The sequence below is a fragment of the Geopseudomonas sagittaria genome (assembly GCF_900115715.1).
Classification (GTDB): Bacteria; Pseudomonadota; Gammaproteobacteria; order Pseudomonadales; family Pseudomonadaceae; genus Geopseudomonas; species Geopseudomonas sagittaria.
Genome location: NZ_FOXM01000001.1, coordinates 193,631 through 207,115, shown reverse-complemented (window position 1 = coordinate 207,115; position 13,485 = coordinate 193,631). Strand labels below are relative to the sequence as shown.

15 protein-coding genes are annotated in these 13,485 nt (G+C 64.4%); 5 read left to right on the top strand and 10 right to left on the bottom strand.

Features of this window, described 5'->3' with window-relative positions; all coding sequences use genetic code 11:
* Positions 1 to 13: 13 nt before the first annotated feature.
* Positions 14 to 781, bottom strand: coding sequence for a methyltransferase domain-containing protein (locus BM297_RS01030; RefSeq protein WP_092427430.1), 768 nt, complete (start codon positions 779 to 781; stop codon positions 14 to 16).
* Between the two features lie 11 nt (positions 782 to 792).
* A complete protein-coding gene (locus tag BM297_RS01025) occupies positions 793 to 1,098 on the bottom strand; it encodes a MazG-like family protein (protein ID WP_092427428.1) in 306 nt (101 codons plus the stop codon).
* Between the two features lie 138 nt (positions 1,099 to 1,236).
* Here BM297_RS01025 and BM297_RS01020 point away from each other — a divergent pair, with 138 nt between their 5' ends.
* Positions 1,237 to 2,124 (top strand): PA4780 family RIO1-like protein kinase, encoded by an 888-nt coding sequence (locus BM297_RS01020; protein ID WP_092427426.1) that lies wholly within the window; start codon positions 1,237 to 1,239, stop codon positions 2,122 to 2,124.
* A 333-nt stretch (positions 2,125 to 2,457) separates the two neighbouring features.
* On the opposite strand, the gene yacG is transcribed toward BM297_RS01020, so the two are convergent.
* The 5 genes from yacG to pilB form a co-directional block, all read right to left on the bottom strand.
* Positions 2,458 to 2,664 (bottom strand): DNA gyrase inhibitor YacG, encoded by a 207-nt coding sequence (gene yacG / locus BM297_RS01015; RefSeq protein ID WP_092427424.1) that lies wholly within the window; start codon positions 2,662 to 2,664, stop codon positions 2,458 to 2,460.
* On the bottom strand, positions 2,661 to 3,272 hold the full coding sequence (gene coaE, locus BM297_RS01010; protein WP_092427422.1) for a dephospho-CoA kinase: 612 nt from the start codon (positions 3,270 to 3,272) through the stop codon (positions 2,661 to 2,663). Before coaE ends, yacG begins: the two co-directional genes overlap by 4 nt.
* A 232-nt stretch (positions 3,273 to 3,504) precedes the next feature.
* On the bottom strand, positions 3,505 to 4,377 hold the full coding sequence (locus BM297_RS01005) for a prepilin peptidase (RefSeq protein ID WP_092427420.1): 873 nt from the start codon (positions 4,375 to 4,377) through the stop codon (positions 3,505 to 3,507).
* Between the two features lie 3 nt (positions 4,378 to 4,380).
* Positions 4,381 to 5,598, bottom strand: a complete 1,218-nt coding sequence (locus tag BM297_RS01000) for a type II secretion system F family protein (RefSeq protein ID WP_092427418.1) — start codon at positions 5,596 to 5,598, stop codon at positions 4,381 to 4,383.
* A 2-nt stretch (positions 5,599 to 5,600) separates the two neighbouring features.
* The gene (gene pilB, locus BM297_RS00995; protein ID WP_092427416.1) at positions 5,601 to 7,304 is read right to left on the bottom strand and encodes a type IV-A pilus assembly ATPase PilB; all 1,704 of its coding nucleotides are present in this window, start codon (positions 7,302 to 7,304) and stop codon (positions 5,601 to 5,603) included.
* A gap of 234 nt (positions 7,305 to 7,538) precedes the next feature.
* Between pilB and BM297_RS00990 the strand changes: the two genes are divergently transcribed.
* From BM297_RS00990 to BM297_RS00980, 3 genes are all read left to right on the top strand, one after another.
* A complete protein-coding gene (locus BM297_RS00990; RefSeq protein WP_092427414.1) occupies positions 7,539 to 8,087 on the top strand; it encodes a pilin in 549 nt (182 codons plus the stop codon).
* A 141-nt stretch (positions 8,088 to 8,228) separates the two neighbouring features.
* On the top strand, positions 8,229 to 8,921 hold the full coding sequence (locus BM297_RS00985) for a hypothetical protein (RefSeq protein ID WP_139230996.1): 693 nt from the start codon (positions 8,229 to 8,231) through the stop codon (positions 8,919 to 8,921).
* Between the two features lie 129 nt (positions 8,922 to 9,050).
* The gene (locus BM297_RS00980; protein ID WP_092427410.1) at positions 9,051 to 9,539 is read left to right on the top strand and encodes a phosphate-starvation-inducible protein PsiE; all 489 of its coding nucleotides are present in this window, start codon (positions 9,051 to 9,053) and stop codon (positions 9,537 to 9,539) included.
* Between the two features lie 19 nt (positions 9,540 to 9,558).
* Here the strand turns inward: BM297_RS00980 and BM297_RS00975 are convergent, their stop codons facing one another.
* Both BM297_RS00975 and yaaA read right to left on the bottom strand, forming a co-directional pair.
* The gene (locus BM297_RS00975) at positions 9,559 to 10,020 is read right to left on the bottom strand and encodes a multidrug transporter (protein ID WP_092427408.1); all 462 of its coding nucleotides are present in this window, start codon (positions 10,018 to 10,020) and stop codon (positions 9,559 to 9,561) included.
* A gap of 20 nt (positions 10,021 to 10,040) precedes the next feature.
* A complete protein-coding gene (gene yaaA / locus BM297_RS00970; protein WP_092427406.1) occupies positions 10,041 to 10,820 on the bottom strand; it encodes a peroxide stress protein YaaA in 780 nt (259 codons plus the stop codon).
* A gap of 281 nt (positions 10,821 to 11,101) precedes the next feature.
* On the opposite strand from yaaA, the gene BM297_RS00965 reads away from it, so the two are divergent.
* Positions 11,102 to 12,490: a PhoH family protein gene (locus tag BM297_RS00965; protein WP_092427404.1), complete on the top strand. Its 1,389-nt coding sequence runs from the start codon at positions 11,102 to 11,104 to the stop codon at positions 12,488 to 12,490.
* Positions 12,491 to 12,625: 135 nt separating this feature from the next.
* Here BM297_RS00965 and BM297_RS00960 read toward each other — a convergent pair whose 3' ends face one another.
* Positions 12,626 to 13,336, bottom strand: a complete 711-nt coding sequence (locus BM297_RS00960; protein ID WP_092427402.1) for an SIMPL domain-containing protein — start codon at positions 13,334 to 13,336, stop codon at positions 12,626 to 12,628.
* Positions 13,337 to 13,485: the final 149 nt, after the last annotated feature.

Sequence of the window (13,485 nt, the reverse complement as noted above, 5' to 3'; positions counted from 1 at the left end):
TTTCAATGGCCGCTCAGGGCTGCGGCCGGCACAGCCAGTGCAGATAGCGGCCGAGGCCGGTGAAGGCGGGATGGCGACGGTGTGCCAGCTCCATCTCCAGCAGGTCGGTCAGCTCGGCGCGGGCCTGGAACTCGACCGGCATGTAGTCGTGGAACACCCGCACGCCGCTCTGCTGTTCGACCCGGAACCAGTCGTCGAGTTGTCCGGCCAGCTCGCGCGGGTCGAGCGGGCACTGCGGGGTCAGGCTCTGGCCCTCGCCGGCGAAGCGCTCCTTGCGCAGCTTGCGGAAATGGCCTTTGAGCAGGTTGCGATAGATCAGCGCGTCGCGGTTGTAGAAGGCCAGCGACAGCCAGCCGTCGGGGGCGGTGAGCTGGTGCAGCACCGGCAGGATCGCCGGCGGCTCGGCCAGCCATTCCAGTACGGCGTGGCAGAGCACCAGGTCGAAGGGCTCGCTGCACTGGCCGAGCAGCTCCTGCCAGGGTGCCTGGACGAAGGTCGCCTCGCAGCCCGCATCGGCAAAGCGCGCGCGGGCGCCGTCGAGCATCGGTGCCGCCGGCTCGGCGAGGGTCACCTGGTGGCCGTGGCCGGCCAGCCACAGGCTCATGTGGCCGAGGCCGGCACCGACGTCGAGCACCCGCAGCGGGCGTGCGGGCAGCACTTCCTTGAGGTCGGCCTGCAGCACGGCGAGGCGGATCGCGCCCTTGGCGCCGCCGTAGATCTTCTCGGCAAAGCGGGTGGCCAGTTCGTCGAAGTGGCGGTCGTGGTGGGCGGGCTGGTGCATGTCGGGGCCACTCATGACTTGTAGCGCCGTTCGGTGTCGGCCAGCTTGGCGCGCACCACGCTGTCCAGGTCGAGGCCCAGCTCGCTGCACAGCAGCAGGAGGTAGAGCACCACGTCGCCGATCTCCTGACCGGCGTGCTCGAGTTGGGCGGGCGGCAGGCTGCGCGCCTCGTCCTCGCTCAGCCACTGGAAGATTTCCACCAGCTCGGCCATCTCCACGCTGGCGGCCATGGCCAGGTTCTTCGGGCTGTGAAAGCGCCGCCAGTCGTTGTGGTCGCGGATGGCGTGCAGGCGGCGGGTCAGTTCGTCGATGTTCATGGGCGCTCCTTGATGGAGCATAGCTTCGGCTTTCGTCGGCAAAGCAGCAAGTCTGCCGGCAATTGCTACGCCGCGCCGGCCAATTGCCGTATAAGATGACAGGATTTTTCCAGGCAAGTGCGAGCCCTATAAAAACTGATGAAAACACCAAAACGCCTTGAGCCACTGGCCGAGGACGGCCTGATCGACGAGGTGCTGCGTCCGCTGATGAGCGGCAAGGAAGCAGCCGTGTATGTGGTGCGCTGCGGCAATCAGCTGCGCTGCGCCAAGGTCTACAAGGAGGCCAACAAGCGCAGTTTCCGCCAGGCGGCCCAGTACCAGGAAGGCCGCAAGGTGCGCAACAGTCGCGACGCGCGGGCCATGGCCAAGGGCAGCAAGCACGGGCGCAAGGAGCAGGAAGAGGCCTGGCAGAACGCCGAGGTGGCTGCGCTGTACCGCCTGGACAGCGCCGGCGTGCGCGTGCCCAAGCCCTACGACTTTCTCGATGGCGTGCTGCTGATGGAGATGGTGGCCGGTGCCGATGGCGATGCCGCGCCGCGCCTCAATGACGTCGAACTGACGCCCGAGCAGGCCCGCGAGTACCACGCCTTCATGATCCGCCAGGTGGTGCTGATGCTCTGCGCCGGGCTGGTGCATGGCGACCTGTCGGAGTTCAACGTGCTGCTCGGCCCGGACGGTCCGGTGGTGATCGACCTGCCGCAGGCCGTGGATGCCGCCGGCAACAACCATGCGTTCAGCATGCTCGAGCGCGATGTCGCCAACATGAACGCCTATTTCGGCCACTTCGCGCCCGAATTGCTGACCTGCAAGCATGCCAAGGAAATGTGGGCACTGTACGAGGAAGGCAAGCTGACCCCGACCAGCGAGCTGACCGGCGAGTTCGAGGAGCCGGAGGAAGAGGCCGACGTCGATGCGGTGATGCGCGAGATCAACGCCGCGCTGGCCGACGAGGAGCGCCGCCAGGCAGCCCTCGCAGCCGAAGATGCCCTGCCGCAGCGCGAGGAACCGCCACCGCCGTGGCTGTAGTGGCCCGGGCGTGCTGAGAACCGTGTAGGAGGCGCGACCCCGCGGCGATGCGGTCGTGGGGGCGCCAGAGTTCAAGAGCTTCGCCCCGAGGGCGGGCCTCCCACAAGAGCAAGAGCCCGCATCGTTCCTTGCAGGAGGCGCGACCCCGCGGCGATGGGCCGTGGGGTCTCCAGAGATCGAAAGCTTCGCCCCGAGGGCGGGCCTCCCACAAGAGCAAGAGCCCGCATCGTTCCTTGTAGGAGGCGCGACCCCGCGGCGATGCGGCCGTGAGGTCGCCAGGGCTCGAGGGCTTCGTCCCGAGGGCAGGCCTTCTACGCGAGCGGGCGCGGGTGCTCAGTGCCGTGGGGCGTCCAGCTCTCCGCTGAACAGGTCATCCTCCAGGCTGTCGCCGGGAATCGCATGCTCCTCGGCCGCCCAGGCGCCGAGGTCGATCAGCTTGCAGCGCTCGCAGCAGAACGGCCGATAGGGGTTGTCGGCGCTCCACTCCACCGGGGCGGCGCAGGTCGGACAGGCTACGGTCAGCGGCTTTTTCGTGTTCATGACTGGCCTCCTTGAAGGCTCAGATAGAATTCGTGCAGGCGCTCCACCTCGCGCTGCAGCCAGGCCAGGTCGCGGTCGTTGACCAGCACGTCGTGGGCGTGGCGCAGGCGCTCCTCGCGGCTGGCCTGGGCCTGCAGGATGGCGCGTACCTGCTCTTCCGGCACCTGGTCGCGTTGCACGGTACGCTCGATCTGCACCTGCTCGGGTACATCCACCACCAGCACGCGCTGGCTCATCTGCCGCTGTGCGGCGGACTCCACCAGCAACGGCGAGACCAGGATGGCATAGGGCGAGCGCGCCTCGTCCAGCACGTTGCGGATTTCCTCGCGGATCAGCGGATGCAGCAGCTGCTCCAGCCACTGGCGCTCTTCCGGCGCCTGGAAGATCCGTGTGCGCAGCGCCGCGCGATCCAACGCGCCATCGCCCTGGAGGATCTGCTCGCCGAAGCGGTCGACGATATGGGTAAGTGCCGGCCGCCCGGGCTCCACCACCCAGCGGGCGGCCTGATCGGCATCCACCAGATGTACGCCGAGGCTACCGAAATGACTGGCTGCCGCGCTCTTGCCACTGCCGATGCCGCCGGTCAGGCCGAGAATCCAGGGTTTCATGGGGAGTGTCCGTTGCTGCTATGGACGCATTATCCCTGTCGTGGCTACGGGGAGCCAGCCGCAGATGCGTGAGGATGGTCCTGCGACCGGCATCGCCGCAAGGCCGTGCAATCCATACGGAGGCGCAAGCCTACGGGATTCGTGCGCGACGCGGCCTCCTACAGAGCCGCGGTGGCTCTTGCTCTTGTAGGAGGCCCGCCCTCGGGGCGAAACTCTTGATCTTCTGGCGCGCTCAACTCATCCCGGCAAAGCGCAGATAGCTGCCGGTGATCTCATCACCCCACAGCAGGGCGATCCAACCGGCGATGGCCAGGTAGGGGCCGAAGGGCAGCGGAGTGCCGCTTTCGGCGCTGCGCATACGCAGGATGATCAGGCCAAACACCGCGCCGACCACCGACGATAGCAGGATGGTCAGCGGCAGGATCTGCCAGCCGCCCCAGGCGCCAAGCATCGCCAGCAGCTTGAAATCGCCGTAGCCCATGCCTTCCTTGCCGGTCACCAGCTTGAACAGCCAGTACACCGACCACAGGCTGAGATAGCCGGCCACAGCGCCCCAGAAGGCATCGCTCGGCGAGGCGAACAGGCCCGACTGGTTGACGATCAGCCCCAGCCACAGCAGCGGCAGCACCAGCACATCCGGCAGCAGTTGATGGTCGGCGTCGATCAGGCTCATCGCCAGCAGTCCCCAGCTCAACAGCAGCACGGCGCCGGCCTGCCAGGTGAAGCCGAAATGCCAGGCGACATAACCAGAGAGTACCCCGCAGGTCAGTTCCACCAGCGGATAGCGCTTGCTGATCGGCGCCTTGCAGCCCGAGCAGCGACCGCGCAGCAGCAGCCAACTGACGATCGGGATGTTCTCCCAGGCGCGGATCTGGTGCCCGCAGTGTGGGCAGCTGGAGTCCGGCAGCAACAGGTTGAAGCGCTCGCTCGGCTCGTCGCTCTCCAGTTCAAGCACTTCACGCGCCTGGGATCGCCAGTCGCGCTGCATCATGATCGGCAGGCGATAGACCACCACGTTGAGAAAGCTGCCGACCATCAGGCCGAGCACGGTGACGCAAAAAACCAGAACCAGCGTACTGCTGGCCAGAAGCTCGGCAATATTCATGATTCAGACGACTGAGCCCAGCTGGAAGATCGGCAGATACATGGCGATGATCAGGCCGCCGACCAGTACGCCCAGAACGGCCATGATCATCGGCTCCATCAGGGTGGTCAGGTTGTCTACCATGTTGTCGACTTCCGCCTCGTAGTACTCGGCCACCTTGTCCAGCATGCCGTCCAGCGAGCCGGACTCCTCGCCGATCGAGGTCATCTGCACGGCCATGGCCGGGAATACGCCCGTGGAGCGCATGGAGAAGTTCAGCTGCATGCCGGTGGAGACGTCCTGTTTGACCCGATTGACCGCATCGCGGAATACCACGTTGCCAGCGGCACCGGCTACCGAGTCCAGCGCTTCCACCAGCGGGACGCCGGCGGCGAAGGTAGTGGACAGGGTTCGTGCAAACCGCGCCACCGCACTCTTGTAGGTGATATCGCCGATCAGGGGCAGCTTCAGCAGGGAGCGATCCACCTGATTGCGAAGTTTTTCCGAGCGCTGGTGAGCCTTCTTAAACGCGAAGAGGGCTCCCACGATCCCGATCAGCCAAATGAACCACCACTCCTGCACCACCTCGGATAGGTTGATCACCATCTGGGTGAACGCCGGTAGTTCGGCGCCGAAGTTGGCAAACACGCTCTCGAACTGTGGCACCACCTTGATCAGCAGGATGGCCGAAACGATCAGCGCCACCACCAGTACCGCGATCGGGTAGGTCATTGCCTTTTTGACCTTGGCCTTCAGCGCTTCGGTCTTTTCCTTGTAGGTGGCGATCCGATCCAGCAAGGCTTCCAATGCACCGGCCTGCTCGCCGGAGTCAACCAAATTGCAGTAGAGGTCGTCGAAGTACAGCGGCTTCTTGCGCAGCGAGGTCGCCAGGCTGTTGCCGGCGGCGACTTCCTGCTTTACTTCCAGCACCAGGGCGCGCATGTTCTGGTTTTCCACGCCGTCGGCAATGATGTCGAACGACTGCAGCAGCGGTACGCCGGACTTCATCATGGTCGCCATCTGGCGGGTGAACAGGGCGATGTCCATTGGCTTGATCGCCTTGCCCTTGCCGAGCAGCGAGCCGGCCTTCTTCTTGACCTTGAGCGGGTTGATGCCCTGCTTGCGCAGCTGGGCCTTGACCAGGTTGGGGTTCAGACCGCTGGTCTCGCCCCTGACCTTCGCGCCCTTGCGGTCGGTACCTTCCCAGACGAAGGTGCTGTTCTGTAACGGTTTGGCCGCCATGGTTAATCCTTGGTCACACGGTTGACTTCCGCGAGGCTGGTCATGCCTTGCATGGCTTTGAGCAGCCCCGAGGTGCGCAGATCGTTGAAGCCTTCCTCGCGAGCCTTGGCCGCGATATCGATGGAATTTCCTTCTTCCATGATAATGCGCTGCAGGGCCGGCGTGATTTTAACCACTTCATAAATACCTACTCGGCCCTTGTAGCCGCCCTTGCACGCATCGCAACCGACCGGCTGATAGAGCTTGAACTTGCCGATCTGCTCTGCGGGGAAGCCTTCCTCCAGCAATGCCTCGCGCGGAACGTCGTGGACCTTCTTGCAGACCGGGCACAGGCGGCGGGCCAGGCGCTGGGCGATGATCAGGTTGACCGAGGTGGCGATGTTGAACGACGGCACACCCATGTTACGCAGGCGGGTCAGGGTCTCGGCGGCACTGTTGGTGTGCAAGGTGGACATCACCATGTGGCCGGTCTGCGCGGCCTTGACGGCGATCGAGGCGGTGTCCAGGTCGCGGATTTCGCCGACCATGATCACGTCTGGGTCCTGGCGCAGGAAGGCACGCAGCGCCTGGGTGAAGTCCATGCCCTGCTTGGGGTTGACGTTGACCTGGTTGATGCCTTCCAGGTTGATCTCCACCGGGTCTTCGGCGGTGGAAATGTTGATGTCCGGGGTGTTGAGGATGTTCAGGCCGGTATACAGGGAAACGGTCTTGCCCGAGCCGGTCGGGCCGGTGACCAGGATCATGCCCTGCGGCTGGCTCAGCGCCTTGAGATACAACTCCTTCTGCACTTCCTCGTAGCCCAGCGCGTCGATGCCCATCTGTGCGCTGGAGGGGTCGAGAATCCGCATGACGATCTTCTCGCCCCACAGCGTCGGGCAGGTGTTCACGCGAAAGTCGATGGCCTTGTTGGCGGAGACCTTGAGCTTGATCCGGCCGTCCTGCGGCTTGCGCCGCTCGGAAATATCCATGGCAGCCATCACCTTCAGGCGTGCCGAGATACGGCTGGCCAGCTGGATCGGCGGCTTGGCCACCTCGTGGAGCATGCCGTCGGTACGGAAGCGTACCCGATAGTTCTTTTCGTAAGGCTCGAAGTGCAGGTCGGAGGAGCCGCCGCGGATGGCATCCAGCAGCATCTTGTTGACGAACTTGACCACCGGCGCGTCGTCGGCATCGCTGCCGGCCACCGCCTCCTCCTTCTTTTCGCCACCCTGCTCGATGTCCACCCCGTCTAGGTCGACATCGCCGAGATCCTCCATGCCGCTGGCACCGCTGTCGAAGAACTTGTCGATGGCCTCGCCGAGCTTGTCGTCCTCCACCAGCAGGGATTCCACGGTCAGCCCGGTGCTGAACTGGATGTCGCGGATGGCCTGCTGGTTGGTGGGGTCGGAGACGCCGACGAACAGGATGTTGCCGCGGCGCAGCAGCGGCAGTACGCGGTGCTCACGGATCAGCTTCTCGCTGACCAGCTCCTTGGGTTGCTGCTCCTTGTCCAGTGCCTTCAGCTCCAGCAGCGGCAGGCCGAACTGCTCGGCGGCCATCTCGGCCAGCGCGCGCGGCTTAACCAGCTTGTTCTGCACCAGATGGCTGACCAGCGGGATCTTGTTGCGCAGCGCTTCGGCCTGCGCCTGCTGTGCGGTCTTGGCATCCAGCAGCTCGGCGAATACCAGCTGACGGGCCAGGCCGGTGAGGGCGATGGAGTCGTTCATGGGGGTGGGCAACCTGCTAATCCGGTGGCTGCCTTATAGCGCAATGCCGTCCTGCTGCCAAACCCCTGCGCTTTGTGTGACAAAAAACGGCAGTTCCTGGCGCAGGTTGACCTGCCGTCTTGCGGTGCAGTCCTGCCCAGGCCTTAAAATGCGCCTTTGTAAAAGTTGGCACGCCGGCTGCATTGATCCATTCAGGTCCGCAAGACCTCTCTCTCTTTCCAAGGAGCACTACCGATGAAAGCGCAAATGCAGAAAGGCTTTACCCTGATTGAATTGATGATTGTGGTCGCGATCATCGGCATCCTGGCCGCCGTTGCCCTGCCGGCCTACCAAGACTACACCATTCGCGCCCGTGTAACTGAAGGCGTGGGGCTGGCATCCAGCGCCAAGCAGATTATCGGGGAGGCCTCCGGTACTTCTACCGAGCTGGCTGCCGCGGCTACCACCTGGAATGCCCAGGCCGGCGGTGCTGGTGCAACCAGCAAGTATGTGACCTCCGTGCAGATTAACGGTACCACTGGCGAAGTGACCGTTCAGTTCGACGAAACCAACGTCGGTAACATTCCGGCGGACTCCGCTCTGGTATATACCCCTTACGTGATGGGCGCTGCCGGCACTCCGACTCCGGTAGCTACAAGCTTCACTACTGGTGTAACCGGCTCCATCGACTGGGGTTGTGCATCTTCCACCAATGCCGTATCCGGCACTGGTCGTAGTCTGCCGGTAATCACCGCAGCAACTGTTGCCCTGCCGGCTCAGTTCGCGCCGAGCGAGTGCCGCTAAGCTGAGAGAGTCGCGTCTGATCTTCTTAAGTGCCTGGCGCGACTTACCTTGCTATAAGCAGAAGCCCCCTTCTACAAGGGGGCTTCTGCTTTATGGGGAAGATTCAATTTGCAGCTGTTTGGAGTCTCGGTTGAGATGGGTATGACGAAGTCGGTAAGTCGTTGGGGCGCTGTTGTGATCCATCTGCTGGCCAGCTTACTGGTCTTTGCTGTGCTGGCCATGTTAGTACTTTCCTGGTTGTTTCCGGGAGGTTTGTTCCTGGCCGCCGGTGGCTGGGAGGGGCTACGGATCATTGCCGTAGTGGATCTGGTACTTGGTCCCTGCCTCACCCTAATTGTGTTCAATCCGTGCAAGCCGAGGGCGGAACTGGTCAGGGACCTGTCGGTGATTGGTCTGCTCCAGGTGCTGGCGCTGGTCGGTGGCTGTTATGTTGTTTCCCAAGCCCGCCCGCTGGTCGTGGTGCATGTGTTCGATACCCTCTACGTGCTCAATCGCGAGGATTACCGGCAGGCGGGGCTCGGATCCCAGGCTCTGGAGGATATAGCCGGTTGGGCGCCGAAATTCTTTTATGTTGAGGTCCCGGCGAGCAAGGCCGATTTTCTCGCGCAGCACACCCGGGCGCTGCTCAACGGTGAGACACCACTGCAGCAGCGAGTGGAGCTCTACCGTGAACTACCCAGCGATTCCCAAGCACTGATGAAGGTTCTGCGTACCAGAGACCAGGCTGAAAACGGCTCCTGCCTGCGTGTGGACCTTGAAAGCTCCTACCAGACTGGGTCGGTCTGTTTCGATCTGGAGGCACGGAAGGTCACAGACTTTATCCCTGCCACGTAAGGAGCATGCGCCCGTCGCGAGGTATGTTCGCGCGCTTCGAGATGAGGGGGGATTCTGTCTGCTTGGTGGCTTGTCATTCCACCAGTCGCTATGGCCTGATTCCCTCATCAATCTTCCGGGGGAAGCACCATGAAACCGCATTGGGCCGAACGCCTGCGCCACGCCATGCACAACCAGGCCGATGCCCTGGGCAACCTGCTGGTGGAGGGCTTCCACTATCTGGCGCTGTTCGCCATCGGCGGGGCGGTGGCCTGGGCGGCGGGGTTGACCTTTTTCGGCATGCTCGAGCGCGGCCAGGCGACCATCGACGACATCCTGCTGCTGTTCATCTATCTCGAGCTGGGCGCGATGGTGGGTATCTACTTCAAGACCAACCACATGCCGGTGCGCTTTCTGATCTATGTGGCGATCACCGCGCTGACCCGGCTGCTGATTGCCGATATCCAGCACAACCACAAGCCGAACATGGGCATCGTCATGGTCTGCGGCGCGATCCTGTTGTTGGCGATGGCCACGCTGGTGGTGCGCTATGCCTCGACCAAGTTTCCCTCGCCGCCGGCGGATGTGCCTGGGCGGATCAAGGCGGGCGATTCGACGAGCCTGGGCGACCGATCCTGAGCCGCCAGCGGCAAACGGTTCACTCGCCAAAGCGTCCGCGCAGCCGCTCGGCACGAAACTCCAGCGATTCGGCACGATAGCCCGGACGCAGCGGCGGCAGCGGCAGGCACTCCGACCAGTCGCTGCCGGGCAGCAGGGTGTGTGGGGCGCGGTAGCGGGGGCTGTCGTAGCGGCTGTCGGCGAGGTTGATGCTGTCGCCGGGCTGGTAGGCGCCGACCTGCCAGCGCAGGTCGTGCAGGCCGGCATCGCTGCCGTTGCGCAACTGCGCCCGCAGCGGCCGGTCGCCAGGACAGTTGCCGTCCAGTTCCAGCCTGAATTCGATCTGCTCGAGGCGGCGCTGCTCGCGGTTGTCCTGCCAGATCACCCACAGCGCCACCAGGCCCAGGGCGAACAGCGCGGCCAGCGAGATCGGTACGGCCCGGGTCGGATAGCGGACCAGCAGGACCAGCCAGGTGAAGGTAAGCAGGGCGCCGATCAGCATGGGGTCTCCTCGTGCGAGTGTCAGTCCTCGGCGCCGTCGCGCAGGAACACCAGCTTGTCCGCGCTCGACTGGGCCTGGGCGTAAGCGTAGCCGGCGAGGTCGAAGCCCTTGAGCGCCTCGGGATCGCGCAGGCGGTTCTGGATCACGTAGCGGGCCATCAGGCCGCGGGCCTTCTTGGCGTAGAAGCTGATGATCTTGTACTGGCCGTTCTTCAGATCCTTGAACTCGGTGTCGATGATCCGTGCCTTGAGCGCCTTGCGCTTGACCGCGCCGAAGTACTCGTTGGAGGCGAGGTTGAGCAGGATGTCGTCGCCCTGGGCGGCCAGCGCCTCGTTGAGCCACTCGCTGATCCGCTCGCCCCAGAAGGCATAGAGATCCTTGCCGCGGGCGTTGGCCAGCTTGGTGCCCATTTCCAGGCGGTAGGGCTGCATCAGGTCGAGCGGGCGCAGCACGCCGTACAGGCCGGAGAGCATGCGCAGGTGCTGCTGGGCGAAGTCGAAGTCGTTCTCGCTGAAGCTTTCGGCATCCAGTCCGGTGTAGACGTCGCCCTTGAAGGCGAGCAGGGCCTGCTTGGCATTCTCCACAGTGAACTCCGGCGACCACTGCGCAAAGCGCGCGGCATTGAGGCCGGCGAGCTTGTCGGAGAGGTGCATCAGCTCGGCGATCTGCGCCGGGGTTAGCTCGCGCAGCTGGGCGATCAGCTCGGCGGAGTGCGCGAGGTGCTCGGGCAGGGTGTGCCGCGCGGTCACCGGCGCGGTGGTGTAGTCGAGCGTCTTGGCGGGGGAAATCACCATCAGCATTGCGGGTCTCCTCTGGCTGTCGGGCGATTCTAGCAGTAGGCTCAAGGTGCATGGCCGCTCTGGAATTGCGCTCAGGGGCATGCGGGCGACTAGACTCAGATCAGCAACAGTTCACGGAGGAGGAGCGGCAGTTCGGTGGTGGTAACTTTCTTGTAATCGTTGGGACGCTATGTGGGGGACTGGTCGCCGCGGAATGTCGCGCTACGACGGGACGGCGACCTGGGTGGCGGAGCGCCTGCGGGCATTCCGTCGCATGACCGACAGGATTGAGGTGACCGACCATGGATAAAAGTGCCAGTAGAACCACGCATCCCCGGCTGTATGTGCTCGATACCAATGTCCTGATTCACGATCCGAATGCTCTGCTGAATTTCCAGGAACACCACGTGGCCATTCCGATGACCGTGCTCGAGGAGCTCGATCATCTGAAGGCCGGCAAGCACAGCGTGGCCGCCGAGTGTCGTCAGGCGATCCGCCTGATCGACCAGCTGCTCGGCGAGGCCAACCCGGAACAGGTCGAGCAGGGGGTGCCGATCCAGCGTGGCAAGGGCGCGCCACGCGGCAGTCTGTCGATCCTCATGAGCCGTCTGGATACCGCCCTCAGCGGCCTGCCGGAACACCTCAACGACAACAAGATCATCAACCAACTGGTGGAACTGCAGGGTCGCCGACCGGATGTCGAGGTGGTGCTGGTCAGCAAGGACATCAACATGCGCCTCAAGGCGCGCGCCTGCGGGGTGGCGGCCGAGGACTACCACACCGACCAGCTGGTGGATGACGTGGCGCTGCTGCCGCGCGGTTATCACGAGGTCGGCGGCTCGTTCTGGCAGAAGGTCGGCAAGGTCGACACCCGCCAGGAAATCGGCCGCACCGTGCACCGCGTGCAGCTCAACGGCAGCCTGCCGAACGTGCACGTCAACGAGTTCATCGTCGACGAACAGGGCTTCGTCGGCTGGATCAAGGAGGTCGACAAGCGGCAGATGCTGCTGCTCGACCTGCACCAGGAGCCGCTGCTGCACCAGGAGGCCTGGGGGCTCAAGCCGCGCGACATCTACCAGGCGCTGGCGCTGTACGCGCTGCTCGATCCGGACATCCACTTGGTCAACCTGACCGGCGCGGCCGGTTCGGGCAAGACCATCCTGGCGCTGGCCGCGGCCATCGAGCAGACCATGGTCAGCAAGCGCTACCGGCGCATCATCGTCACCCGCAGTGTGCAGGGGTTGGACGAGGACATCGGTTTCCTGCCGGGCACCGAGACGGAGAAGATGGAGCCGTGGCTCGGCGCCATCACCGACAACCTAGAGGCCCTGCACATGGATGACGAGAGCACCCACGGCAGCGTCGACTACATCCTCCAGCGCGTGCCGCTGCAGTTCAAATCGCTCAACTACATCCGCGGGCGCAGCTTCCAGCAGAGCCTGATCCTCATCGACGAGTGCCAGAACCTCACGCCGCACCAGATGAAGACCATCATCACCCGCGCCGGCACCGGCTCCAAGGTGGTCTGCCTGGGCAACCTGGCGCAGATCGACACGCCCTACCTGTCGGCCACCAGCTCGGGGCTGACCTACCTGACCGAGCGCTTCAAGGACTTCCCCCACGGCGTGCACATCACCCTGCAGGGCGTGCCGCGCTCGGTGCTGGCGGAGTATGCGGAGGCGCATCTGTAGCGACGCGGGGGCGGATTGTGGGAGGCCCGACCTCGGGGCGAAGCTCTTTGCCCTTCGGCGGGCCTGCGGTCCGTATCGCCGCGAGCTCGCGCCTCCTACAGGCCTCCCATGGCCTGCCCGCGGGAGGCTGTCCGCTCAGGGCATCTGTATCTCGATCACGCCGTCGGCGTTGACTGCCAGCTCGCTGTTGCCGGCCTCGATCTGCGGTGCCGGTGCGCTTTCCATGCTCATGTCCTTCATCGCCATGGCGCGCATCAGCGGCGGGCGCGGGGCGCCGCTGGCGTTGAGGTCGAGGCGTACCAGCCGGTAGCTGCGCGCGCCCATGGCTTCGCTGACCAGTTGGGCGCGGGCCTTGAAGGCGGCCACGGCATCCTTGAGCAGTTGCTCCTCGTGCTGCTTGCGGTTGTCGCTGGACAGGCTGAAGTGCATGTCGGCCATCTGCAGCTCGTCGAGCAGTTCGCCGCTGAGCTGGGCAAGGGCGGCGAAGTCGGCGCTTTCCAGGCGCAGTTCGGCGCGTTCGCGCCAGGCGATGATCTTGCGACCCTTCTCGTCGTAGACCGGATAGCTGTGCCGGCTGCCGAGGCTGACACTGACCGGCTTGACGGCACGCGCGCGGGTCACGGCGCGATTGAGCGTGGCGGTGATCTGCGCCGCCAGCTTGCTCGGGTCGTTGAGTTGCGCCTCGCTGTAGAGGGTGACGTGCATGCGGTCGTGGGCCACCTCGCGGTTGACCTCGGCGCGCAGGCTGACCTGGTTGTAGCGTGGTTGCTCCTCGGCGTGGAGCGGCAGACTGTGCAGGCTGGCGCCGAGGACGAGCAGGGCGGCGAGGCGGGGCAGATGGGACATGGGGACTCCTGTCGGGCGGAACGTTACCGGGCAAGGATAGCCGGCAATCGAGGATAGGACTGGGCGCCGGGGCGCGGGTTCCGCGGCGAGCAGGGGTGGCGCTTGCTCTTGTGGGAGGTTCGACCTCAGGGCGAAGCTTGTTTGAATCG